The organism is Tessaracoccus yangjingae, assembly GCF_055326235.1.
On sequence record NZ_JBUZNN010000015.1, the window covers coordinates 16,225 to 39,305 of the forward strand.

Below are 23,081 nucleotides of genomic sequence, written 5' to 3' on the forward strand. Positions count from 1 at the left end.
CTTCAAATCAGACTAGCCCTGGCTCACCACAGCAGGCAACCAGAAACGCCGACTACTAGTGCGGGCCCCAGCGGCAGATGGGACTTGCGTGACCGCCCGACAGCCAGCAGCACGACCGCCGCGGCCGCGGCGAGGATCAACGACACCAGCACCCCGCGCAGCGTCAGAGGCCATCCCCCGACGTGGCCCAGCACCAGCCCAACAGACAATCCGAACTTCACATCCCCCACGCCCAGAGAACCGAACACCGCCCACGCCAGGAGCACACCGGCCACGGCGGCCGCGGCCAGCACAGCTGCCCACCACCGCTCCCAGTGCCCTGACGTCGCCGCGTCCGCGGTGATGATCAGCAGCAACACAACGGCCAGCGGCCACGTGAGCGCGTCGAGCAGCAGATGGGCATCCAGATCAGTCCAGGTGGCTACCACTCCCCCAGCGACGAACACGCACCCCAGCAGCAGGGACACGGGGTCGTCGATGCGCCACGCCATCAGCCCCATCGCAACCGCGCACGAGGAAGCCGCGATGACCACCGCCCACCATCCGAACGCCGGCTGTTCCGCCTCGAGGTAGCGGCGCCGGCGAAGGACTGCGCCCAGCGTGGCCCCCACTGCCGCCCCCGTCGCCAGGAGGAAGAGAGTCACTTTGTCTCTGGCTTGGGCGGTTGCTTCTTGTCGTCGACGCGCAGCAGGTTGTAGCTGCCCGTTACAAGCCACTTAGGCAGGAAGAGCTCCTCTCGCCCGTCGTCCAGCAGTGGGGCTTTGCGCTTTCGGGGCTTGTTCTGGTCGGTGGTGGTCATGGTTGTCATCCTTCCTGATGGATCTCTTGGAGGCGGATCACTCGCCTGGTTCCGGTGTGGCCGTCGGGGCCCTTCCACCGCGCCTCGTAGACCTTCTCGACGGTGAAGCTCATCCCCCGCGGCAACAGATGCTCAGTGGTACTGCCGCCTTCTGACTGACCGAAGTACATGCCGCGGCGGGTGGCCAACTCGATCACGTAGGTGTTGTCATCGGTTTGGCCAGCTTCGGAGAGCTCGTGAAGGTTGTGCGTGCCGGCAGTCCAGCGGTCGAGGTGGACCGCCGGGTAGTTTTCCAGCTTGGAGGCGTCGAAGCCTTCCGGCAGCTGCACGTTCGCGTAGACCAGGTGCTGCCGGTCGTTGCGTTCCTCGTACTGGCGGATGGAGCGGTCGATCCGCTGAACGCTCTGCAGGGCACGTGCAGGCAGCAGGTCGGTGTCACCCTGGGCGGCAGAGAGGTGGTCGGTGAGCTGCTGCCACGACGTCGCCGACGAGGTGGCCTCCTGGACCGCCCGGTACTGCGCCCGTGTCCACCGGCGTTGCGTGGCGCGCTTCAGCTTGGACCGAGCCTTCATCTGACGACCCGACACGGGCGTGCGGATCTCGTCGAACTCGGGCACGCGCATCTTGGTCGCCGCATTGGCAGGCCCGGATGCATCGCGTGGAATGATCCGTTCACGGTCCTTCTGGGCTCGGGTCAGCCGGTTGCTGGCCTCCGTCATCCGATCCAACTCGGCCAGACCTTCACGGTTGGTCTCCTTCGCCTCGAAGTCGGCCAGCGGTGTCGTCGCCGCCATCGCCAGACCCGGCATCGACCCAGCGCCGGCGTCTAGCTCCAAGACACTCTTGCGTGTTCTGCCTGCCATCGTTGATCCCTCTCTCCCCTCGTCTCCAGAAGAAGTGCACGCGCCGAGCTGCGCCCGTGACACAGCACCGCCCTCCACCTTGTTGCGACATAGGGCCCTATATAGGGGGTCATATAGGGCCCCACATAGCCCCCTATATAGGGCCCTATGTCCAGTGACGATCACCGGCCGGCCGAATTCAACCCCCTATATGGAGCCCTATATACGCGCAACATAGGGCCCTATATCAGGCCCGATATAGGGAACTGACCTCCGGACGTGGGAGGCCAAAGCCCTGCAACCCCCATATAGTGCCTATATAGGGCCCTATATTGGGCCCTATACTGCGGGTGTTGGGGTGATTCTGCCTCGCCGGCGGTGTGTTGCGCTACGACTTGTGGCGTCGACGTCGGAGGATGGACCACGATGCTGGGCAAGGACCCGGCTCCAACAAAGTGGGCTGTCACGTCTGGTGACCAGCTCAGGCCTTATCTGAGTCGGAAGGGATCGACGACATGGACCTCTCACGAGTGGTGTCACTCGCCAACGGCAAGGGCGGTGTGGGCAAGACCAGCCTGACCGCCAACCTTGCCGGTGAGTTCGCGCGGGAAGGCTCGCGCACCCTTGTCGTCGACCTCGACGTTTCCGGCAACCTGAAGCTCGACCTCGGGTTGGTCGGCCACGAAGGCGACGACGCCGGACGCGGTGTGGTCGATGCGATCGTTGAGGGAACTCCGCTGAACATCGTCCGCGACGTGCGCCCCGGCATCGACTGGATCCCTGGAGGGGCTCGCCTCAACTGGTTGCTGCCGATGACCTACGGCGCGGGCCCTGGTATCCCTGCCGGTTCGGTGGGGGAGGGGTGGCGTCAAGCGCTGGGGAAGGCCATCGCCGAGGGCGAATACGACATGGTCCTGGTCGACACCCCGCCTGGGAACCGCGAGTTGCAGCAGATGGCCTTGACCGCGGCACGCTGGATCCTGGTCCCGCTGCGAAGCGACCCCGCGTCCTGGGAGGGCCTGCAGGTGCTGGGTCCGCTGGTCAGCCATGCCCGCAAAGACAACACCGAACTGAGATGGCTCGGCATGGTGCTGTTCGGTCATCAGAGCACCGCCACCCGGGTGCGGCAGAACGTGCTGGACAACCTCGCCGACGACCACAGCGCCATTCCGCTGCTGCAGACCGCGATCCGTTCCTCGGAGAAGACCGCGCAGGAATGCCGCCTCAAAGGCCTCCTAGTGCGTGAACTCGTCGACAGGGCAGCCAGCGACCCCAGCGAGAGGTTCCGCGCACTCCGGGCCCGCCGCAGCGACCCCACGGTGAGCATCCCGGAATCGCTGCCCCAGTCCTCCACCTCGATGGCCGAGGACTACGCCGAACTGGCCGCCGAGGTGGCCGCGCTGATCCTCGAGGCGGAGGAGGCGTCGTGAGCGACCAGTACGCCTATCCCGCCAGAAGCCGGCTGGCGCACCCCGAGGATGTCGAGGATCTGGGGGCGCTGCCGGACTACCTCAAGCCCGCCGCGACACCAGCACCCGCCACACCCGCACCCGCCACACCGACCCGAGACGCCGCCGCCTCGGACGAGCACCCTGCCGGGAATCCGGTGCGAGGACTGGCCCGCCGGAAGACCCCTCCGCCGGCGGTTGCGCCCGTGGACACCACGGCCGCGGCCCCCGGATGTGACCCGCCGGTGGGGGAGAATCCCGTGCGGGCAGGAAAGGAGCCGCGAGATCTACACCGAGCCTCATCAGCGAACCTCCCCACCGGTCTCGTCACGGCCGTGGCCCGGCACCGTGAGGCCACCGGCATGTCGGCCGGCGACATCGTCGTGGCCGCCATCGAGAAGCACTTCGACCAGTTGCCGGGGATCCTTGCCGCCACCCAGGAACCGCCACCACCTCACTCCAGCGGGTTCGCCGCGAGGGGACCGAAGGCGGCGCCGGTGGTCGACAACACCAAGCTGTTCGCCTACCGGCTCGTCCCCTCCGACTTCGACTACCTCGATCAGCTGGTCAACCAGCTCGGGGCCCGCGACCGCACCCATCTCATACGAGAAGCCCTCACCACATACTTCAAGGACTGAACCATGTTGAAGACCACCCCACCCACCGCAGAGCCGACCCCGGATGTCGCGCTGACCCAGGTCAAGCACCGCCGCCGCCCGTTGCTGTGGGTGCTGGCAGCACTGCTGATCGCCTTGGGCGCTCTGCTGTCGGGAGCGGTGGTCAACATGGTCAAGGACACCGTGCCGGTGGTCGTGGCAAGCCGAGACATCCCGCGCGGTGCGCAGCTGACCGTCGAGGATCTGGCCACCGTCGACGTGCATCCCGATCCTGCGCTGCGGACCACCCCGGCCGACGGGCTCCCCACCCTGGTGGGACAAACCGCCATGGTCGACCTGCCTCAAGGGGCGCTGCTGGTCCCCGGCTCAACAGGGTCCGGGATCACCCCCACCGAAGGCCAGTCGCTGGTCGGTGTGGCGCTGACCCCACCGCAGATGCCCGCCGGCGGCCTCAAGCAGGGGCAGGTGGTGCAGCTGATCTCGACCCCCCGCCAAGGCGACGACGTCGTGGCCGGCGCCCCGGTGATTGACGTGGAGGCCATGGTGGTGACCACCGAGGCGGTCATCGACACCAACATGACCGTGGTCAACGTCACCGTCGACGCCGACCAGGCGCCGCTGGTGGCCACCCTTTCGGCCACCGGCCGTCTCGCGCTGATCGTGAAGGGGGCCTGATGGCTGTCATCGTGTTGTGCTCCGCCGCCGGGTCGCCTGGGGTGTCCACCACCGCCATCGGTTTGGCGTTGGCCTGGCCGAGGCCGTGCCTGCTGCTCGAGGCCGACCCCACCGGCTCATCGGCCATGCTGACCGGCTACATGCGCCAATACGCCCCCAACGGGGTGGTGTCAGTGTTCGACCTGGCGGTGCGCTACCGCCAAACCGGGACCATCCCGCCCCTGATGGACGTGGCCACCCTGGTCCCCAACACCGAGATCCGGCTGCTGTCCGGACCACGATCCCCCTCCCACGCGGCCGTGATCAACGACGCCTGGAACCCGCTGGTGGCACAGCTGCAGCAGCTCGACGGGGCCGGCATCGACGTCCTCGTCGATCTGGGCAGGCTCGGGATGACCGGGAGCCCGACGGCACTCCTCCAAGGAGCCGACCTGGTGGCCCTGGTCACCCGCAGCACTCTGCCGGCGCTGGTGCCCGCGAAGTACTGGGCAGACCACCTCACCGAAATCGTGGGCGCCGACTCCGGGCGCGCCGGGCTCCTGTTGATCAGTCCCGGGCACCCCTACTCGGCCGATGATGTGGCCAAACAACTCAAGCTGCCCGTGATCACGACACTGCCCAACGACCCGACCACCGCCGATGTGTTCCATCTGGGCGCCAAACCTGGCCGTCGCTTCGATCGCAGCCCGCTGTACAGGTCGCTGCCCCCCGCGGCCTCGGCGATCCGCACCCAGATCGAGGCGTCGCGCCGCAGCGTGCAAGGAGTACAGGCATGAGTCAGCCCATCCCGCTCGATGACTTCGAGTTCTTCCGCGACGGCTGGAACCGCATCGACGCTGCGGATCCGCTGCGGGTCATCGACCCCCAACCCGTCGCCGTCCCAGATGCCGCCCCGTCGGTGGTGGCGTCGACGGTGCGGCATCTGCCAGCCTCGTGGGCGCACACGCCGAAGCGCAGCGCGCCGCGGACTCAGCACACCTTCGGTCCTCCGCCCGGCTACGTCGATGAGGTGTGGGATCAGTCGGATCTGGATTGGGCCCAGATCAAGGCGCTGCGGATCGCGGCGACCAACGCGATCGCCGAGCAGCGGACGGCCAACTCGACCGAGGACGAGGAACAGGCGCTGGGCCGGGGGGTGATCGCCGAGCTGGTTGACCGGATGATCGCTGACGAGATGCGCATGGGGCTGCAGCCCGATGATGCGAAGGCCGGCAAGATCCGTCGGGCGGTGTTCGATGCGCTGTTTGGTCTGGGCCGTCTCCAGCCACTGATCGACTCGAAGTGGATTGAGAACATCGAGCTGCACGGCTGCGATGTGGTGCACATCGAGCTGAAGGACGGCACCATGTGCGACGGGCCGGCGGTGGCCGACAGCGATGAGGAGCTGATCGCCGACCTGCAGTTCTGGGCTTCGCGTTCCAAGGAGCATCCGCGACCGTTCAGCCCCGCCACGCCGGAGATGAACCTGCCGTTGGGGGAGTCGGCCCGGTTGGCGGCGTTCGCCTGGGTGACGCTGCGGCCGATGGTCACCATCCGTCTGCACGGCATGGTCGACGTCGACTTCGACGATCTGATCGCGAAAGGCACCCTCACGCCGCTGGCCGCCAACTTCCTCGGCGCGGTGGTCCGCGCGGGGGAGTCGATCGTGGTGTCCGGTGCGCAGGGCGCTGGGAAGACGACGCTGTGTCGGGCGCTGTGCGCGGCGTTGCCGCCCAGCGAACGGATCATCACGTTCGAGACCGACCGCGAGCTGCATCTGGAGCGGATGCCGAACAAGCATCCGCGGGTGTTTGGGATCGAGGCCCGCCAAGGGCAGGGGGAGTTCCGCCCCGACGGCCGCGAGGCGGGGAAGTTCGAGATCTCTGAGGCGTTGATCGGCTCGCTTCGGCACAACGCCGACCGGCTCCTGGTCGGTGAGGTGCGCGGCGGCGAGATCATGGCGATGATCCAGGCCATGCAGGGTGGCCGTGGCTCGATCTCCACCACCCACGCCCGCTCGGCCCGCGACACGTACAACAAGCTGGTCACCTGCTGCCTCGAGGTCCCTGGCGTGTCGGAGAGCTACGCCACCCGCACCATCGCCTCAGCGATCAACTACGTGGCTTTCATCAAGAAGGTCAACATCGCCGGCAAGGGGGAGCGGGTCCGCCGGGTCCGGCGGGTCACCGAGATCATCGCGATCGAACTCACCGCGGACGGGGTCAGTTTCACCGACGTGTTCAAAGACGACGGCACCGGTGTCGGCAAGGCCAACACGGTCCCGCCCTACGTGGAGGACCTGGTCGATGCCGGCTTCGACTACGACGGCTTCGTCCGCGAACGGGGCCTCAGCTGATGAGCCCCGCGATGATCGCCACGGTGGCGGCTGCGTTGATCGGCGTGGGGATCGCCCTGGCAGTGCTGGGGTTCATGCCTGTGCCGGAGGCCACGTCGAAGCCGCGGCGCACCCACGCCACCGGCACGGGCACACGCGTGTCGCGGGCCACGTGGATCAAGCTGGGCGTCGGCGCCGTCATCGGGTTGGTGACCGGGCTGCTCACCGGATGGGTGATCCTCATCGTGGTGGTGCCGGCCGCGCTCGTCGGGTTGCCGTACCTGCTGGGCAGCGGGGCGGATCAGGCCGGCATCAAGCGGCTCGATGCGCTGGAGGAGTGGACCCGGTCCCTCTCAGGTGTGCTGGGGGCCGGTGTGAGCCTCGAGCAGGCGATCGTCGCGTCGCAGGCCTCGGCCCCGGCAGCCATCCAGACACAGGTCAACACCCTGGTGGCCAGGTTGCGGTCGCGGATGAGCAGCGAGGAGGCCCTCCGTCGATTCGCGCAGGATCTGGGCGACACCACCGCCGACAAGATCGTGTGCGCCCTCATCCTGGGTGCCAGGCGGCGCAACATCGGCCTGACCCGGATCCTGGAAGACCTCGCCGAATCGGTGGCCGAAGACGTGGCCGCTCGCCGGATGGTGCAAGCGGAGCGGGCCCGGCAGACCACCACCGTGCGCTACGTGACCTTGATCACGGTGGTGGTGTTCGGCGGGTTCCTGCTCCTGGGTGGGGCCTACGTCGCGCCCTACGGCACCCCGCTCGGGCAGCCGATTCTGGCCCTGCTGCTGGCCTGCTACGTCGGCGTGCTGGTGTGGCTGAGGAAAATGAACCGGGCCGAGCCCCTGCCGCGCCTCTTGGAGAGGGTTCAGTCATGACGGAGCTGCAGTTGGCGTTGATCGCGGGAACCCTGCTGGCCGCCGGCCCCGTGGTGTTGATCATGCGGTACGCGCCGCGGCACCCCGCGCTGGGCGCCTATCTGGAGTTGGCTGGAAGCAGCGCCGGCGTCAACAACCCCACGGGCACCGGCACGGGTGTGGTGGGGCAGACGGCGGAGGATCGGCTCGGGTTCTGGCTGCAGCGCCGCATTGGGGCCCGGATTCAGGTGCCCCAGGCGGAACTGGAGATGCTGCGCATCCCACCGCACCGGTTCCTGGCGCAGAAGGCCACCTTCGCCGCGGTCGGGTTGATGCTTCCCACCGTCATGTCGGTGCTGCTGTATCTGCTGGGTGTGCCGATGCCGATCGGGATCCCGGTGGTGGGCAGCTTGCTGCTGGCCGTGGTGCTGAGCTTCATCCCCGACTACAACGTGCGCGACAACGCGCGGAAGGCGCGAGCCGAGTTCACCTACGTGCTGGGCTCCTACATGGACCTGGTGGCGATGGAACGTCGCGCCGGCACCTCCCCGAGGCAGGCGCTCGAGGACGCCGCCGAAGTGGCCGACTCGTGGGTGTTTCAACGGCTCGCCGAAGAACTGACCCACTCACGGCTCTCCGGGGTGGCCCCATGGGAACGGCTCGGCGCCTTGGGGGAGCGGTACATGGTCACCGAACTCACCGAGCTCGGCCACATCATGCGCATCGCCGGCACCGAATCAGCGGGCGTCTACGAAACCCTCAAGCAGCGTTCCAAGGCCATGCGCAAGGCCCACCTCGCCCGGGAGCTGACCGCAGCCAACGAAACCTCCACCAAGCGAAGCGCCCCCATCGCGTTGCTGGGGTTGGTGTTCCTCGCACTGCTGGTGGTACCGGCCCTGCTCGCGATGCTCACCATGAACTGACACCGGCGCATCCCCGTTGCCGCTACGCCTCATAGCTGGGTGAACACCTCGCAAGGCAAGATCTGCCAAGTAACCAGCGGTCACCTGTCACACCTGGGTGCCGAAACTGGCCCTCTCGAAGGAGAAGGCCCAACCTTGAAAGGACTTCAACTATGAATGCACTCCACTGGCTGGTCGGCGTCATCGTCGCCGCCCCCGCCGTGCTGCGAGCCAAGAAGCAGCGAGGCGACATCACGCTGCAACAGGTGATCTGGGCCGCCGGTATCGCCGTCGCCGCTGTCGCCGTCATCGCAGCGATCGTCGCCATCATCAACGGCTACGTCGCGAAGATCCCCGTCTAGAACAGATCTGACTGTGTCTCGGCGGCGGTGCGCACCAGGTCGGCAGCGCGGGTCGGTCACCATCGAGATGGTGATCCTGTTTCCCGTGCTGCTGATCATGCTGTTCGGAGCCGTCCAAGCGGGGTTGTATTTCCACGCCCGCAACCTTGCGATGTCGGCCGCCCAGGAAGGCGCCCGAGTCGCAGCAGCCTATGACTCCACCACCGGTCGTGGCGCAGCTGCAGCCCGCGAGTTCGCCACCGCGGCCGGCGCCCGCAACGTGTCGGTGTCCGCGTCAGCCACGGCCACCACCACCACGGTGATGGTCACGGTCGACTCACCCAACCTCCTCGACTTCCTGATCCCCGACATGCCGATCCACCAGAGCGCCACCATGCCGCTGGAGAGGATCACCTGACATGCGCCCCCTCGTCCGCGATCAGCGAGGATCAGCCACCTTGGAGCTGGTCATCGTGATCCCCGCCACCCTGCTGATCCTCAGCGCCATCATCATGGCCGGCCGGCTCGCGCTGGCCCACCAAGCCATCCAAGCCGTCGCCTACGACGCTGCCCGCGCAGCCTCCGTGGCCCGCGACCGCGGCACTGCTGCCAGTGACGCCGCCCGGGTCGCCGGCTTCTCCCTGGCCTCCAACGGGTTGTCCTGCACCCACACCAGCACCGACGTCGACACCTCCGGATTCACCGCCGCCGTCGGACAGGCCGCCGCCGTGACCGTGGCAGTCACCTGCGTCGTCGGCCTCGGCGACCTGTCGCTGCCCGGCATCCCCGGCACGATGACCCTGACCGCCGACGCCATCAGCCCCATCGACACCTACCGGGAACGCTGATGCGCCGCCGCAGGAACGAGCGCGGGTCGGTCACGCTGTGGGCAGTGATCATCACCACCGCCGTGCTGATGATCATGGGCCTGGTCGTCGACGGCGGGGCGCAGCTGCGCGCCACCCAGCGAGCCGATCAGGTCGCCAGGGAAGCAGCCCGAGCAGCCGGGCAGGCCGTCTCCGGCGACCCCATCCTGGGCCGCCCTGGCCTCGTCGACGTCTCCCGCGGCCGCCAGGCCGCCACCGCCTACCTCGCAGCCGCCGACGTTGCCGGCGACATCACCGTCACCGGTGCCACCATCACCGTCACCACCCGGGTGGTGTTCACCCCGGTGATGCTCTCCGCGTTCGGTGTCGGCAGCGTCACCGTCATGGGACGCGCCGAAGCCGAAGCCAAGCAGGTCTACCAAGGAACGACACGATGATGAACTTCACCCGCCGAATCCTCGGAGTCCTCGCCCTCCTGGTCCTAGCCGGGCTGCTGGCAGGCGTCCCCCTGCTGCTGTGGTGGATCACCGCACCACTCCTGCCCACCGGCCTGCCCTCACTCACCCAAATCCTCGCCGCGTTCACCGCCCGCGACGACGGCACCCTGATCTCGGTGATCCTCACGATCATCGCCTGGCTCGCCTGGCTCTACCTCGCCATCGCACTGCTGGTCGAGATCTGGGCAGCCATCCGCCGCGTACCCGCCCCCCGCATGCCCGGCTTCGCGCTCCCACAAGGAGCCGCCAGCCGCCTCGTCGGCGCCGCCATGCTCGCCTTCATCGCCGCCCCCGCTCTCGCCGGCACCGCCAACGCCGACACCACCACAACCAGCCCACAACCCATCACCACCACCACTGCGGTGACCGTGACCAGCCCCACCGACGCTGCCAACACCCCGGCCCCGGCCGCGCCCGCCAGGGCCACCGCGACCCACACCGTGGGCCCCGGCGACTCGCTGTACAGCGTCGCGGCGACCTACCTCGGCGACGGGGACCGCTGGCCCGAGATCTTCGAACAGAACCGGGGCATTACGCAGGCCAACGGCGCCCGCCTCGCCGATCCCGATCTGATCGTCGACGGCACCCAACTGACCATCACCCTCGACACCCCAGCCGCCACCGCCGCTGCTGTGCCGTCGGAGGAGACGATCACCCACACCGTCGGACCCCACGACTCGCTCTACGACATCGCCGAAACACACCTCGGCGACGGCGATCGCTACATGGAGATCTTCGACGACAACCAGGGCATCACCCAGGCCAACGGCGCCCGCCTCGCCGACCCCGACCTGATCGTCAACGGCACCCAACTCACCATCACCCTCGACACCCCCCAACCCCCAACCGTCGACGCCACCCCAGCCGCACCACAAGCTGCCGAGCCGCCGTCCGTCACCCCTTCGACGCCGGACGCGGCCACCCCAACCGAGGACACCGTCGACCAGACGCCACCCGTCGACCACACACCCAGCACACCGCCGACCACCCCGGCGCAAGACCCCGCCACCCCCAGCCGGGCACAGGCGGACCCGCGGCGTGCCGCCGCGGAACCGGTCATCACCGACAACATCGACCAGGACGACAATCTGGTGGGTGTGCGGGCCTCCTTCGGGGTGGGAGCTTTGGCCGCCAGTGGTGTGGTTGGGCTGATCGCCTCGCGCCGGTTCTTCCAGCGCCGACAGCGTGCCCGCGGCGCACAGCTGGCCATGCCCGAAGGCGCCGCCGCGGCCGTCGAGTTCGAACTCCGCGCAGTGCAGAACCCGCTGGCCATCGACGAGGTCGACCTCGCGCTGCGCGGACTCGCCCAGCACTGCCGAGACACCAACACGGCGCTGCCCGAGATCCGAGTCGCCCGCCTCACCGGCACCACCTTCGAGATCTACACCCAGGAGCCCGAGCAGCTCCCCGCGCCCTGGATCGGCACCGCCTCCGGGATGCTGTGGTCCTACCACTCAGACGACGACACCCAGCTCGACCGCGACGCCCTCGCCGAGATCCCCGCGCCCTACCCCTCACTGGTGTGCCTCGGCCAGGACCTCGAAGACGCCCACATCCTGGCCGACCTGGAGTCAGTGGGATCCATCAACGTCGACGGCGACCCCGCCGACGCCGAAGAGATCCTGGCAGCGATGGCCATCGAACTGGCCACCTCCAACTGGGCCGACGACCTGACCGTCACCATCGTCGGCGCCTTCCCCGAAATGGAAGACGTCCTCAAAACAGGCCGCATCCGCTACCTGCCCACCGTCGGACGCCTATTCGACGACCTGCAACGCCGCGCCCAAAGCGATCGCCTCGCCATGCAGCTCGACGACGCACCCGACCTCCACCACGCCCGCGTCACCGCCGTGGCCCCCTCCACCTGGTTCCCCGAAGTGGTCATGCTCACCCAGCCACTCACCCCCACCCAGCAACACCAACTCGAAGGGCTGCTCACCGAACTGCCCCGCGTCGCGATCGCCTCCGTCGCGATCGGCGCCACAGCAGGGGAGTGGACCATCAACCTCCGCGACCAGAACAACGTCATCCTCGAACCCCTCGGCCTGGCCCTCATCCCGCAACGCATCACCACCGAGGGCTACCGCCGCGTCCTCGAAGTCGTCGACGTCGCCAACCACGCCCAACCCATCCACAACGAAACCAGCCCCGACATCATCGACACCCTCCTCGACGACGCCACCGACTGGCTCCACCACCACACCAACCCCGACACCCCCGCCGACCAGCCCACAGCCACCGAACCCGTCGAGCCCCACCAGGACCACACCACCACCGCGCACCCCAACCTCGGGGAAGCGGAGAGCTCCCAGCCGGCTGTCGCCGCGGATCCCGCTGCACCGGCCGTGGGGCCCGTCGTCGGCACCCCCTACCTGCGGGTGCTTGGCACCGTCGAACTGGAAGGCGCCGACGGTGTCGTTGAACCCAACCGGGCCGCACGGCTCACCGAGTACCTGGCCTACCTGGCTTTGACTGACGACGCGATCACAGCGCGCGGCATCGACGACGCGATCTGGCCGAACCGGAGGAAGGAGAACAACTCCACCACCCGGGATCCCGCCACGTCACGTTTGCGGAAGTGGCTGGGCACCATGGCCGACGGGCAGCTGCGCCTCGACGTCAACACCTTCCAACTCACCGGGGTCGACTGCGACTGGCACCAGTTCGAGGCCGCCACCCGCGCACCGCTGACCAAGATCAGCACCGAGCAGCTCGCCGACGCGATCAGCCTGGTCCGCGGCACACCATTCAAGAGCGCAGCAGTGCGGAACCTCTACTACGCCTGGGCCGAGCCGATCCAACAGAAGATGATCTCCAGGATCGTCGACGTCTGCTACGAACTGGGACTGCGGCAGCTGGTCGACGAAGAGTGGCTCGCCTGCGAACACACGCTGGCCACCGGCATCGACATCGAACCAGGCGATGAACAACTGTGGCGGATGCGGATCCTGGCCGCCTACGCCCGCCACAACCGCGGAGCCGTCAACGAAGCAACCAGCCGCCTGTTCGCCCAGCTGGAAGGCTTCGACTGCCCACCCGAACCCGAAACCACCGACTTCCTTCGCCGACTCGACGAGGGTGCGACAGTGACCGACCTGATGGAGATGATCTAGAGATGAACCCACGACGTCTAGCCATAGCTGCCTTGACCGCGGGCATCCTCCTCGCCGGCTGCACCCCCGACCCCCAGCCCACACAAAGCCCCAGCTCGACCCCATCGTCGGTCACCTCCAGTGCAGCCCTAACTCCCAGCCCGTCCCCGACCGCATCCCCGTCCCCGACGGTGATCGAGTCGTTCCCCGACAATCCGACCACGGAGTCGCCGGTACAGGCCGAGATCCGCGCCGCCTGGGAGGAATACAACAGGGTGAAGGACAAGTTCGCCCGCGACCCCGAACTGAACGATCTGACAGAGATCCAGTACGTCACCACCGGCCAGGAAGCCACCGACTCAGTCCAAGTCATCGTGCGGCTCCGAGAGAACAACCTGATGCGCAAAGGCACTGTGATCTTCCGTGACGCGGTGATCTCCGAACCGACCACCAACACGGATGGCGTCACGACCGCCGAGATCAACTACTGCTTCGACCCAGCTCATCTGCAGACCGTCGACATCGACACCGGCCAGCCGGGCGAGAACGTCATCCAGCCCGATCAGACCATGAAGATCAAGGTCCTCATGGAGCAGATGCCCGACGGCAGCTGGCGGGCGGCACTGTCCGAGACGGAGCTCGCGAAGTGCTGAAACGGCTACTGGCAGCGATCTCGCTCGTCATCCTCCTGAGCGTTGTCTGGGTGCCGACCGCCTCCGCCTGTCCCACCCAGACATGCGACGACGGTGGTAACTGCTGGGTTGAGGAGTGCAGCGCCGGCGAAGGTGGCGGTAGCGGTCAACCCGATGACGAGGGCGGGGGACGCGGAGGCGAGGAGGCCACCACGTGCTCCTACCAAGGCGTCAAGATCAACTGCTCCACCGCCGCCGGCACCTGGAGCAACGCAGTGGGCGCCTGGTGCAAGCCGGCCAGTCCGCAACCTCCGCTCACCCACGTGAACTGGGGCGGCCACACCGATGGCGCCATCTACGACTGCTCCCCGCCCACCTCCAACCGGTCCGACCCCGACTTCGGCCTCGCCTTCCAACGATGGCTACCCGCAGCTCCAGATCTCCCACCCCCCGACCCAGAAGTCCTCGCTTGGCGAGCCCTGGCCCGAGTCAACCTACAACCCATCGACATGGGCATCGCGCCCGAATCTCTCGCCACGAACGCCGACTCCCTGGGCGCGGTGGGGCTTCCCGTGTGGCTGTGGGCCGACACCACCAGCCCCAACACCACAGGTCCCATCGCCGACTCGGCCTCCGAGCGCGGCTATACCGTGACCATCACCGCCCGCTTGAAGAACATCACCTGGAACCTCGGGGACGGCACCCCTGCCATCCAATGCGGCATCGGCCAACGGTTCGACCCACGCACCATGGGGCCACAAACCCCCGTAGCCTGCGGCCGCCAAGCCGGCTACAACAAGCAAGGCGAATACACCATCACGGCGACCTCGAACTGGGACGTCGCCTGGACCGGCATCGGCCAATCCGGCGTCATTCCCTACCAGCGCGAAACCAGCAGCACCGTCAGAATCGGAGAGATCCAAGTCATTGTGAAGGACAACTGAGGGCTGTCCCTGGCGAGCCGGATCCGGGCCTGGGCGACCACCCGGGCGATGCGCTGGAGGAGGACATGAGGTCCTTTACCGAGCGCTGCAACCGGCCCTTGGCTAGCACTCCCGAATCGTCGGGTAGGACACGGTCCGCCGAGTTGCAGAGGGCTGCAGTCACTCCTGGTGGGTCAGCCCGGTCAGAATCTGTTCAGTTTCCTCGCCGACGCGGCCACCGGGGTGCGTGAACAGGAACTCTTCCCACGTGTAGCCGCGCAGCGACATGAGAGAGATCGACAGAGCGTCGGTCCATGAGCTCATGGCAAAGGTACTGCCCATTGCCATGGCGTTGCCGGGATCGGAGTCGCCTGCCGGGATCAGCACCGTGATGTCTGCGAGTTCGACCAGTGCTGACTCTTCACGGCAGGTGACGGCGATTGCTTTTGCGCCGCGCTGTTGGGCCCGGGAGGCGAATTCGGTGAGTTCTCCGGTGCCGCCACCTTTGGAGAATGCGATGACGACGTCACCGGCTGCGACGGCGCCGAGGCTGCCGTGGAGGCCGTCGGTGGGATTGAGATAGAGCGCGGGTGTTCCGCAGACGGACAGGAGGTGGGCGGTCCTTCGTGCGACTGTTCCGGAGGTCCCGGAGCCGGCGGTGATGACCTTGCCCGTCGTGGCGAGCAGGAGGTCGATCACTCGGGTGAATGCCTCGTTTCCGACCAGATCTGCGATCGCGCCGACCGTGGCGGACTCGCGACGGACGAGGTCTCGGGCTTCGGCGAACACTTCGTCGCGTGAGGGCTTTGTCATGGGTGTCGGCTCCTTAGGATGCTGTGGTGAGTGGTTGGGTGGGGCGACGTCGCAGTAGCCGTGTCAGCCCGCCGGGCTTGCTTTGTCGCATGGCGGCGACGACGAAGATGGCGAGGATCAGGCCCTGAACGATCTGGTACAGGTAGGGGCTCAGCTGGAGAAGGTTGAAGCCGTTGCTGACCATCTGCAGCAGCAGGGTGGCCAGGATGACGCCGCCGATGCGGATCTTGCCGCCGGTGGGGTCGGTGCCCCCCAGTACGGCGATGGTGATGGCCAGCATGATGTAGCTGCCGCCGAAGCTCGATGATGCGCTGGCTGCTCGTGCGGCGATGAGGATCCCGGCCAGTCCGGCTGCTGCCCCGATCAGGGCGTAGGTCTGGAGCTGAACGCGTGAGATTTTGAAGCCGGAGTATCGGGCGGCTGTCGGGTTGGAGCCGAAGAGCACGGCGCGCAGGCCGAAGCCGGTGCGTGTCATGATGAACCAGATCAGCAGCGCAGCGGCTGCGAAGATGAACACGACGATCGGGATGTAGGCGAAGGTCACGATCCCGAGGCTCTGGATGGGCAGTGGGATGCTGTAGAGGGCCTTGCCGCCCGTGATGACGATGCCGATGCCGGCATACAGCTGTCCTGTGGCCAAGGTGGCAAGGATCGGCCGGATGTTGACGTAGGCGACCAGGACTCCGTTGAGCAGGCCGCACAGGGTCCCTACCGCGAGCGCCACGACAATGGCCAGGAGAGTGCCGGGCACCGACCCCAGCGACATCGTCCCGACGAGTGCCACCCCGATCGCGCTGAGGTTCGCTATTGCGACCAGGGAGAGGTCGATGCCTCCGCTGGCCATCGCGACGGTCATGGCGAGCGCGAGGAGGCCGATCTCGGGCAGTGCGAATCCGATGGACTGGATGTTTAGGGGGGAGAGAAACTGTCCGGGGCGGAGAGCGAGGAACAGCGCTCCGACGAGGATGACCAGCCCTAGGAGCCGGAGAGTCTCTGGGTGGGTGTTGGGCAGCTTGAGGCGTGTGGGGTTATCACGGGTGCTCATCTCAGGCAGCTCCCTCGAGGATCGGTGACGATTGGCGGGCTCGGCGGTTGCTGAGAGCCTGAACGGTGACGCCCACGAGCACGACAGTGCCAACCGCGAATGTGTGCCAGAAGCTCGGGACCCCGAGCCGGATGAGGCTGTTCTGCATCAGGGCGATGAGGAAGACGCCGAGAACGGTGCCCTTGACAGAGCCTCGGCCACCGGTGTCGAGCGCACCGCCGATCACGACGGCGGCGATGACGTTGAGTTCGCCGCCGACAAGATCGAATGGGTTCGCGGTGCGGTTGATGGTCACATGGATGAGCCCGGCGATGCCGGCGATGATTCCTGAAACCAGGTAGAGGAATGTTTGAACGCGCAGCACCGGCACACCGGCGCGGCTGGCCGCGTCTGGGTCCCCGCCGATGGCGTAGACCGATCGGCCGTAATAGGTGCGGTTGAGGACGAACGAGACCGCTATGACGATTACTAGTACCGGCACGACGAGCACGCTGACCGGGCTGGTGCCGAGGTTGAACAGTGAGGTCTGGCCCAGTTGGTTGAGGCCGTCGGGAATGTTCGCGATGTAGGACGAGCCGACGAAAGCGAGGAGGGCGCCGCGAATGATTGTCTGCGTCCCGAGGGTCGCGATGAGCGTGGGGATCTTGTAGACCCCGACGAGGATGATGTTGGGGATGGCGAGGATGCCGCCGATGACGGCGGCCGCGAGGAACGGCCAGATGGTGCCGTCGAGTCCTGTGGTGTTCATCACTTGCACGGTCGCGTAGCCGGCGAAGATGGCGATTGCCATGAACGACACGTCGAACCCGCCGGAGATGATGATCATCAGCAGCCCCATCGCGAGTGCGAGGTTGACGATCGCGGAACGCAGGATGTCGCCGGCGAAGCTGGCTGTGAGAGTCCCGGGCGCCGCCACGGCCATGATGATCAGCAGTGCGACGATCACAGCAAGTAGCACGCCCTCGTTGTTGCGACCACGTAGGCGGTGGAGCAGGTCAGTTGTCTTCATGCTGTGCCTCCTCAGAGACGAGTTCACGGACGTGCTCCTCAGTCATCTCGGCTCCGCCGATCTGGTGAGTGATGAGGCCTTTGTCCACAACGAGCACTCGGTTGCAGACGCTGACGACCTCCTGGAAGTCGTCAGAGACGATGACGATGCCCATCCCCTCGCGGGCGTATCCGCGCAAGATGTCGAGGATCGCGAATTTGGAGCCGATGTCCACGCCGACCGTGGGCCCATTGAGGATGAGGACGCGTGGCTTGGTCTCGGCCCATTTGGCGAGGACGACCTTTTGTTGGTTGCCGCCCGAGAGAGTGCGGATGGCGTCGGACTCTTTGCCGTACTTGACCCGCATGGATGACAGGCCGCGGGAGACAAGGGCTCTGACCGGTGCGCGCCCGAGAACCCCGATCTTGGAGGTCACGGCCGGAAGTGATGCGGAGATCAGGTTGTCGTTGATTGACTGGTCGAGGAAGACTCCTTGGGTGAGTCTGTCGGCGGGCACGTAAGCGATGCCGGACTCGATGGCCTTGATCGGGTCCCCGTGGGGGACACGTTGACCGTCGACCTCGACGATCCCGCCGTCGATGGGAAGCAGCCCGAAGAGCGCTTCAGCGATCTCGGAGCGGCCCGAGCCGCGGAGGCCGGTCAGACCGACGATCTCACCGGGGGCCACGTCGAATGTGATGCCCTTGAACAGTCGTTCGGAGCGAAGCTCTTGAACCCGCAGGACCGGGGTGTCGGCTGACTGGGGTTCGATGATCACCCTATCTGTAGCCGTCTTCTCGCCGACGAGGGCCTCAGCGAGACTGTCATGGCTGAAGGATGAGGATGGCCCCTCGGCGACCAGGACTCCGTTGCGGAGAACGGTCACCTGATCGGAGATGGACAACACCTCATCGAGCTTGTGGGAGACGAACACGACGGCGACACCGTCGCTGCGCAACCGGTTGACGACGACGAACAACTGGTCGACTTCACGCCAGGTCAACGCGGTGGTTGGTTCGTCCATGAACAACACCGAAGCATCCTGAGCTAGGGCTCGCGCGATTGCCACCAGTTGTCGATCAGCGATCGGCAGGTCCTCAACGAAAGCGTCGAGGTCGAGCTCCACGCCGAGGCGAGACACAACTTCCCGGGCATGCTCCTTGTCGGCGGTGGGTGTGACCAGTGGACTGTTCGACAGGGATCGACGCAACATCACAATGTTCTCGGCAACAGTCAGGTTGGGCATCAGTGCCATGTCCTGATAGATGACCTGAATGCCGTGGTGCATAGCGTTACGAGGAGAGTTGCTGACCAGCTCGGCGCCCCGCAACATGATGCTGCCAGAGTCGGCCTGCTCGACCCCGCTGATGATCTTGATCAGTGTGGATTTGCCGGAGCCGTTGACCCCGGCCAGGCAGTGAACCTGGCCGGCGTCAAACGTAACCGAGACGTCATCGAGAGCCTGGACTCCGCCGTATCGCTTGGAGATGCCGCGCACCTCCAGCATCGGCTTCGTGCTCATGAGTGTCTCCTTGGGGATGGGGTTGGATCAGAAGGGGTAGTCGGCCTGGTTGTCGTTGGTGACGTCGATCCAGGCCTGACCGAAGAACGTCTTGGGGAACTCCGGGCTCTCGGCCAAGCTCTCGTAGCCCTGGATCCCAAGATCCGTGCCCTCAGTGATCTCTTCGCCAGCGCTGACCTTCTGCGCGGCCGAGAGCATCGCCTGGCCAGCCAGGCCCGGATCCCAGAAGGTGATGATGTCGACCGCTCCTGTTTCGAGCAGGCTGCCGCTGATCGACGGCAGCGAGGTGCCCACGACGCAGACGTCGTCTGTCTTGCCTGCCTCCTCGACGGCCCGTCCGATGCCAGCGACATCTGTCGAGGCGGCACCAAGGAAACCCTTGACGTCGGGGTTGGTAGCCAGGACCTCCTTGGCCCGCTGGTATGCCGTCTCCTGGCTCTCGTCGGAGGAGATCGCGTCGCCCAGTCGGGTGATGCCGGTGTACTCGGCCTGCGCCTGCTCGAGGGCGCCGTCGGCCCACAGGTTGTGTGACTTCACGGTCAGGGAGCCGACGAGCTGCGCGTAGGAACCTTCCTCGCCCATGCACTCAGCCAGGAGATCCATCTGGTGGGCGCCGTACGCCTTGTCCTCGAACGCCTCGATGGATGCGTCGGTGTTCTGAATGCCTGCCGCCTCGTGGGTGATCACGGTGATGCCGGCGTCCATGGCGCGCTTGAGGACTGCTTCTACCGACTCAGGTGAGTTCGGCACGACCAGGAGAGAGTCGGGCTGCTGCGGAATGACGTCGGAGATGATGGAGATCTGCTTCTCCTCACTGGCGTCGTCGCCAGCCAACTGCTTGACCGTGAGCCCGTTCTCATTGGCGTATTCCTGGGCCAGGTCGTCCATGCGGCTGAACCAGTCGCTGCCGGCGAGCTTGACGACGAAGATGTTCTCGCCGCCGGTGCTGGCGCTGCCTGAGGTAGCAGTGGTCGCACCGGGAACCTCGCCTGCGGTGCCGCAGGCGGTCAGCGCCAGGACGCCAGCTGTCACGGCAGCGGTGGCGAACTTCTTGTTGATCTTCATGGGAGTTCCTTTCCTGTGTCGGGGGCCTTCCCCGTAGTGCTAGAGGTAGTTCTTGGCTTTGAGCCCGTGCATCACGGTGCTGTGGTCCACTCCGAAGTGCTGATGCAGATCCCGGTAGATCGACATGAGGTGGTCGATCCGAGGCTTCGCCTCCGGGCGGGGATGGTAGGTGGTGGCGATGCCGCCGCCGAGCTCGGCAGCCTCTGCGAGGCTGTCGAAGCCACCAGCGGTAGAGCCGGCCGCGACACTGGCGTGGAGCGCCGCACCCAGGGCGGAGAGGTTCTCAATCTGGGTCACCTTCACATCGCGGGCGGTCACGTCTGCCAGCGTCTGCATCAGGACTGGATTCTTCGAGGCGAGGCCCCCGCAGGCGATGATCTCGGTGATCGGGATGCCATGACGCTCGAATGTCTCGATGATGATCTGTTGGCCGAAGCAGGCCGCCTCAATCAACGTTCGGTAGATGTCGTGAGCTCTGGTGCCCATGGTTAAGCCCAGCAGCAATCCGCTGAGGTCAGCGTCGACAAGGACCGAGCGATTGCCGTTGATCCACTCGAGGGCCAAGAGGTCGGGCCGGTCGGCGCCCGAGCCGTCGGTCATGATCTGCTCGATCAACACCTGGTGGGGACTGACCCCACGAGCTGAAGCCTCGACGTGGACTGCGTGAGGGGCCATGTTGCGGACGTACCAATTGAGAACGTCGCCGACTCCGGCTTGACCAGCCTCGTAACCCCACAGATCTGGCAGCATTCCGCTGAACACTGCCCCAGAGATTCCTGGGACTGGGGCCTTGTCCTCACCCATGAGCATGTTGCACACCGACGTACCCATCACCAGCAACATCGGTCCCGGGCCCGTCAGCCCCGCGGCGACCACGGCGCCGTGGGCATCCATATTCCCCACCGGGACCGCTACACGGCCATGGAGACCGAGACGGTCCGCCCACTCCTCGATCAGATACCCGGCTCGAGTGCCGGGATGCGCCAGGTCCGCATCGAGCTTCGCCATGAGTGCCGAGAACCCCTCAGCGGTGGCTTCAAGTAGCTCGGGCGACGCGTACGAACCTCGTTCCCACCGGTAGCAGGCCTTGTATCCAGCAGCACCTGAGTTGCGCAACTCATTGCCGGTCAGCTGCCACACCAGCCAGTCTTGAACTTCGATGATGCGGTGGGCTGCGTCGAAGACGGCCCTGTCCTTCTCGAAGATCTCCAAGGCCTTGGGTACAAGCCATTCCGACGAGATGACCCCGCCGTACTCTGACAACAACTCGGGGTCCTGCTCCTCACAGACCGCAGTGAAGTGCCGCGCCTGCGGCTGGGCGGCATGATGCTTCCAGACCTTTGCGTAGGCGTGAGGGTTCGTCCGGAACGGAGCCACAAAGGCAAGCGGAGTGCCGTCGTCCAGAGTCGGCAGGACCGTGCATGAGGTCGTGTCAATCCCCAAGCCGACCACCTCGGCGCCATCAATCCCCGCCCGCGCCATAGCGGCAGGCACGACGGCCACCAGCACATCGAGATAGTCTTGGGGGTGGTGCAGAGCGAATTCAGCTGGTAACCGCGAACCGTCGAGGAAGCGCTCGTCCATGACCGCGTGGGGATACTCCATGCTCGCGTCGCCGATCACACGCCCATCGCGCAGGTCCACAACAACGGCGCGGCCAGACTCCGTTCCGAAGTCCACGCCGATGACGAACCAACCCATCCCATCTCCTTTGACGAGCAACCAACTGCTATGTCTCAGAATCCTGTTGCATAAGAGCAGAGATTTCCACTAGCATGCTCAAATGAGCGAAGACGGGGACCAAGAGGGCAACCAGGGGTCAGAACATGATCTCAAAATAGCGGTTGCTAAGATGTACTACCTGGATGAGCTCTCAAAGTTGCAGATCGCCGAGGCGCTGTCCATATCGCGGTTCAAGGTCGCGCGCCTCCTGCAGGCGGCGCAGGACCAAGGCATTGTTGAGATCCGCATCCATGAGGACCAGGCCGGTGGCGCAGACGTGTCTGCAGCACTCAAGGAGAAGTTCGGGCTGCTCAGCTGCGTCGTGGTCCCCACTCCGCGTAGCGGTGGCTCAGAGGAGAGCCTGCGATCTGCCCTGGGTGCTGCGGCGGCCAAACTCCTCGGCAAGGTAATTGGTGAGCGAGACATCCTGGGCATCGGCTGGGGGCGCTCGATCCAGGAGGTCATCCCACACCTGCCACCGCTTCCTCAGTGCCCCGTGGTCCAGCTCACAGGTATGACAGGGGCGCCGGACCAGAATTCCACCGAGATCGTGCGACGCATCGCGTCCTGGACCAAGGGCACTGCCTTCCCGCTCTACGCACCCCTTCTCCTGCCGTCCCCCGAGACCGCCGATGAACTAAAGAGGCTCCCCGGCATCGCCACCACCTTCGGCATGCACGAGCGTATAACCGTGGCCCTCATGTCCATCGGCAGCTGGAACCCTCCCAACTCCCAGCTCCGGGTGCAGTTTTCGCGCGACGACCAAGCCGAGCTGGATCGGTTGGGGGTACGTGCCGAAGTAGGGGGCGTCCTCCTGAACGACGACGGACAGGTGGTAGGTGAGCGCCAGTTCGCCGGTCGCATCCTCGCGATCGATGGAGCACACCTCCAGCAAATCCCCAATGTGATCGGGGTGGCTGGAGGCAAGACCAAGCGCGAAGCCATCCGCGTCGCCATCACCAGTCGTTACATCAACAGCCTCGTCACCGATGAGGAGACCGCACGGTCACTACTCAGTGGACCATCTCCCAGCCCGACCTGGTAACGATCCAAGGAAACGGGGGAGTCGAGGCCGCCTCGCGGAGTCTGAACGCCGCTGTTACCTCGGGTTCCGTGCCACATCCGGCGTTCGCAAATTGGGCAAGGTTCTGGGCAAGAGG

At 66.1% G+C, this 23,081-nt stretch carries 24 protein-coding genes; 15 read left to right on the top strand and 9 right to left on the bottom strand.

All coding sequences use genetic code 11. The features are described from left to right. Positions 1-23: 23 nt before the first annotated feature. Genes ACZK5D_RS15465 through ACZK5D_RS15475 form a run of 3 tightly spaced genes read right to left on the bottom strand, consistent with a single transcriptional unit; the run spans position 24 to position 1,662 of the window. Positions 24-644, bottom strand: coding sequence for a prepilin peptidase (locus ACZK5D_RS15465; protein WP_463665927.1), 621 nt, complete (start codon positions 642-644; stop codon positions 24-26). Further along, entirely contained in the window at positions 641-799 is a 159-nt protein-coding gene (locus tag ACZK5D_RS15470; protein ID WP_463665928.1) for a hypothetical protein, read from the bottom strand. Before ACZK5D_RS15470 ends, ACZK5D_RS15465 begins: the two co-directional genes overlap by 4 nt. A 5-nt stretch (positions 800-804) precedes the next feature. Further along, positions 805-1,662 carry a hypothetical protein gene (locus ACZK5D_RS15475; protein ID WP_463665929.1) on the bottom strand — a complete coding sequence of 286 codons (858 nt, stop codon included), beginning with the start codon at positions 1,660-1,662 and terminating at the stop codon, positions 805-807. A gap of 494 nt (positions 1,663-2,156) precedes the next feature. Here ACZK5D_RS15475 and ACZK5D_RS15480 point away from each other — a divergent pair, with 494 nt between their 5' ends. The 14 genes from ACZK5D_RS15480 (at position 2,157) to ACZK5D_RS15545 (ending at position 14,787) form a co-directional block, all read left to right on the top strand. Further along, positions 2,157-3,071, top strand: a complete 915-nt coding sequence (locus tag ACZK5D_RS15480; protein ID WP_463665930.1) for a ParA family protein — start codon at positions 2,157-2,159, stop codon at positions 3,069-3,071. Continuing rightward, positions 3,068-3,727: a hypothetical protein gene (locus ACZK5D_RS15485; RefSeq protein ID WP_463665931.1), complete on the top strand. Its 660-nt coding sequence runs from the start codon at positions 3,068-3,070 to the stop codon at positions 3,725-3,727. The genes ACZK5D_RS15480 and ACZK5D_RS15485 overlap by 4 nt, the downstream gene beginning before the upstream one ends. 3 nt (positions 3,728-3,730) lie before the next feature. After that, a complete protein-coding gene (locus tag ACZK5D_RS15490; RefSeq protein WP_463665932.1) occupies positions 3,731-4,381 on the top strand; it encodes an SAF domain-containing protein in 651 nt (216 codons plus the stop codon). Beyond that, positions 4,381-5,157, top strand: coding sequence for a CpaE/TadZ family protein (locus tag ACZK5D_RS15495; protein WP_182800694.1), 777 nt, complete (start codon positions 4,381-4,383; stop codon positions 5,155-5,157). Before ACZK5D_RS15490 ends, ACZK5D_RS15495 begins: the two co-directional genes overlap by 1 nt. Next, a complete protein-coding gene (locus ACZK5D_RS15500) occupies positions 5,154-6,716 on the top strand; it encodes a TadA family conjugal transfer-associated ATPase (RefSeq protein ID WP_463665933.1) in 1,563 nt (520 codons plus the stop codon). Before ACZK5D_RS15495 ends, ACZK5D_RS15500 begins: the two co-directional genes overlap by 4 nt. Beyond that, the gene (locus ACZK5D_RS15505; RefSeq protein WP_463665934.1) at positions 6,716-7,573 is read left to right on the top strand and encodes a type II secretion system F family protein; all 858 of its coding nucleotides are present in this window, start codon (positions 6,716-6,718) and stop codon (positions 7,571-7,573) included. Before ACZK5D_RS15500 ends, ACZK5D_RS15505 begins: the two co-directional genes overlap by 1 nt. Beyond that, entirely contained in the window at positions 7,570-8,475 is a 906-nt protein-coding gene (locus ACZK5D_RS15510) for a type II secretion system F family protein (RefSeq protein WP_463665935.1), read from the top strand. The genes ACZK5D_RS15505 and ACZK5D_RS15510 overlap by 4 nt, the downstream gene beginning before the upstream one ends. A gap of 152 nt (positions 8,476-8,627) precedes the next feature. Continuing rightward, positions 8,628-8,816 (top strand): hypothetical protein, encoded by a 189-nt coding sequence (locus ACZK5D_RS15515; protein WP_463665936.1) that lies wholly within the window; start codon positions 8,628-8,630, stop codon positions 8,814-8,816. 13 nt (positions 8,817-8,829) lie between these two features. Further along, a complete protein-coding gene (locus ACZK5D_RS15520; protein WP_463665937.1) occupies positions 8,830-9,213 on the top strand; it encodes a TadE family protein in 384 nt (127 codons plus the stop codon). A 1-nt stretch (position 9,214) separates the two neighbouring features. Further along, entirely contained in the window at positions 9,215-9,643 is a 429-nt protein-coding gene (locus ACZK5D_RS15525; protein WP_463665938.1) for a TadE/TadG family type IV pilus assembly protein, read from the top strand. Further along, positions 9,643-10,059: a TadE family protein gene (locus ACZK5D_RS15530; RefSeq protein ID WP_463665939.1), complete on the top strand. Its 417-nt coding sequence runs from the start codon at positions 9,643-9,645 to the stop codon at positions 10,057-10,059. Before ACZK5D_RS15525 ends, ACZK5D_RS15530 begins: the two co-directional genes overlap by 1 nt. Continuing rightward, positions 10,056-13,232: a LysM peptidoglycan-binding domain-containing protein gene (locus ACZK5D_RS15535; protein WP_463665940.1), complete on the top strand. Its 3,177-nt coding sequence runs from the start codon at positions 10,056-10,058 to the stop codon at positions 13,230-13,232. The genes ACZK5D_RS15530 and ACZK5D_RS15535 overlap by 4 nt, the downstream gene beginning before the upstream one ends. Before the next feature lie 170 nt (positions 13,233-13,402). Continuing rightward, positions 13,403-13,864 (top strand): hypothetical protein, encoded by a 462-nt coding sequence (locus ACZK5D_RS15540; protein WP_463665941.1) that lies wholly within the window; start codon positions 13,403-13,405, stop codon positions 13,862-13,864. Further along, positions 13,858-14,787, top strand: a complete 930-nt coding sequence (locus ACZK5D_RS15545) for a hypothetical protein (protein WP_463665942.1) — start codon at positions 13,858-13,860, stop codon at positions 14,785-14,787. Before ACZK5D_RS15540 ends, ACZK5D_RS15545 begins: the two co-directional genes overlap by 7 nt. A 159-nt stretch (positions 14,788-14,946) precedes the next feature. Here the strand turns inward: ACZK5D_RS15545 and ACZK5D_RS15550 are convergent, their stop codons facing one another. The 6 genes from ACZK5D_RS15550 to ACZK5D_RS15575 are packed head-to-tail and all read right to left on the bottom strand — an operon-like array spanning position 14,947 to position 21,900. Then, positions 14,947-15,579 carry an SIS domain-containing protein gene (locus tag ACZK5D_RS15550; protein ID WP_463665943.1) on the bottom strand — a complete coding sequence of 211 codons (633 nt, stop codon included), beginning with the start codon at positions 15,577-15,579 and terminating at the stop codon, positions 14,947-14,949. Between the two features lie 13 nt (positions 15,580-15,592). Further along, the gene (locus ACZK5D_RS15555; RefSeq protein WP_463665944.1) at positions 15,593-16,624 is read right to left on the bottom strand and encodes an ABC transporter permease; all 1,032 of its coding nucleotides are present in this window, start codon (positions 16,622-16,624) and stop codon (positions 15,593-15,595) included. Position 16,625: 1 nt separating this feature from the next. Beyond that, complete coding sequence (locus ACZK5D_RS15560) at positions 16,626-17,633, bottom strand: ABC transporter permease (protein ID WP_463665945.1); 1,008 nt, start codon at positions 17,631-17,633, stop codon at positions 16,626-16,628. Next, complete coding sequence (locus ACZK5D_RS15565; RefSeq protein ID WP_463665946.1) at positions 17,620-19,134, bottom strand: sugar ABC transporter ATP-binding protein; 1,515 nt, start codon at positions 19,132-19,134, stop codon at positions 17,620-17,622. The genes ACZK5D_RS15560 and ACZK5D_RS15565 overlap by 14 nt, the downstream gene beginning before the upstream one ends. A 27-nt stretch (positions 19,135-19,161) precedes the next feature. Next, complete coding sequence (locus ACZK5D_RS15570) at positions 19,162-20,199, bottom strand: substrate-binding domain-containing protein (RefSeq protein ID WP_463665947.1); 1,038 nt, start codon at positions 20,197-20,199, stop codon at positions 19,162-19,164. 39 nt (positions 20,200-20,238) lie between these two features. Beyond that, positions 20,239-21,900, bottom strand: a complete 1,662-nt coding sequence (locus tag ACZK5D_RS15575; RefSeq protein ID WP_463665948.1) for a ribulokinase — start codon at positions 21,898-21,900, stop codon at positions 20,239-20,241. 82 nt (positions 21,901-21,982) lie between these two features. On the opposite strand from ACZK5D_RS15575, the gene ACZK5D_RS15580 reads away from it, so the two are divergent. Then, positions 21,983-22,966, top strand: a complete 984-nt coding sequence (locus tag ACZK5D_RS15580) for a sugar-binding transcriptional regulator (RefSeq protein ID WP_463665949.1) — start codon at positions 21,983-21,985, stop codon at positions 22,964-22,966. Positions 22,967-23,081: the final 115 nt, after the last annotated feature.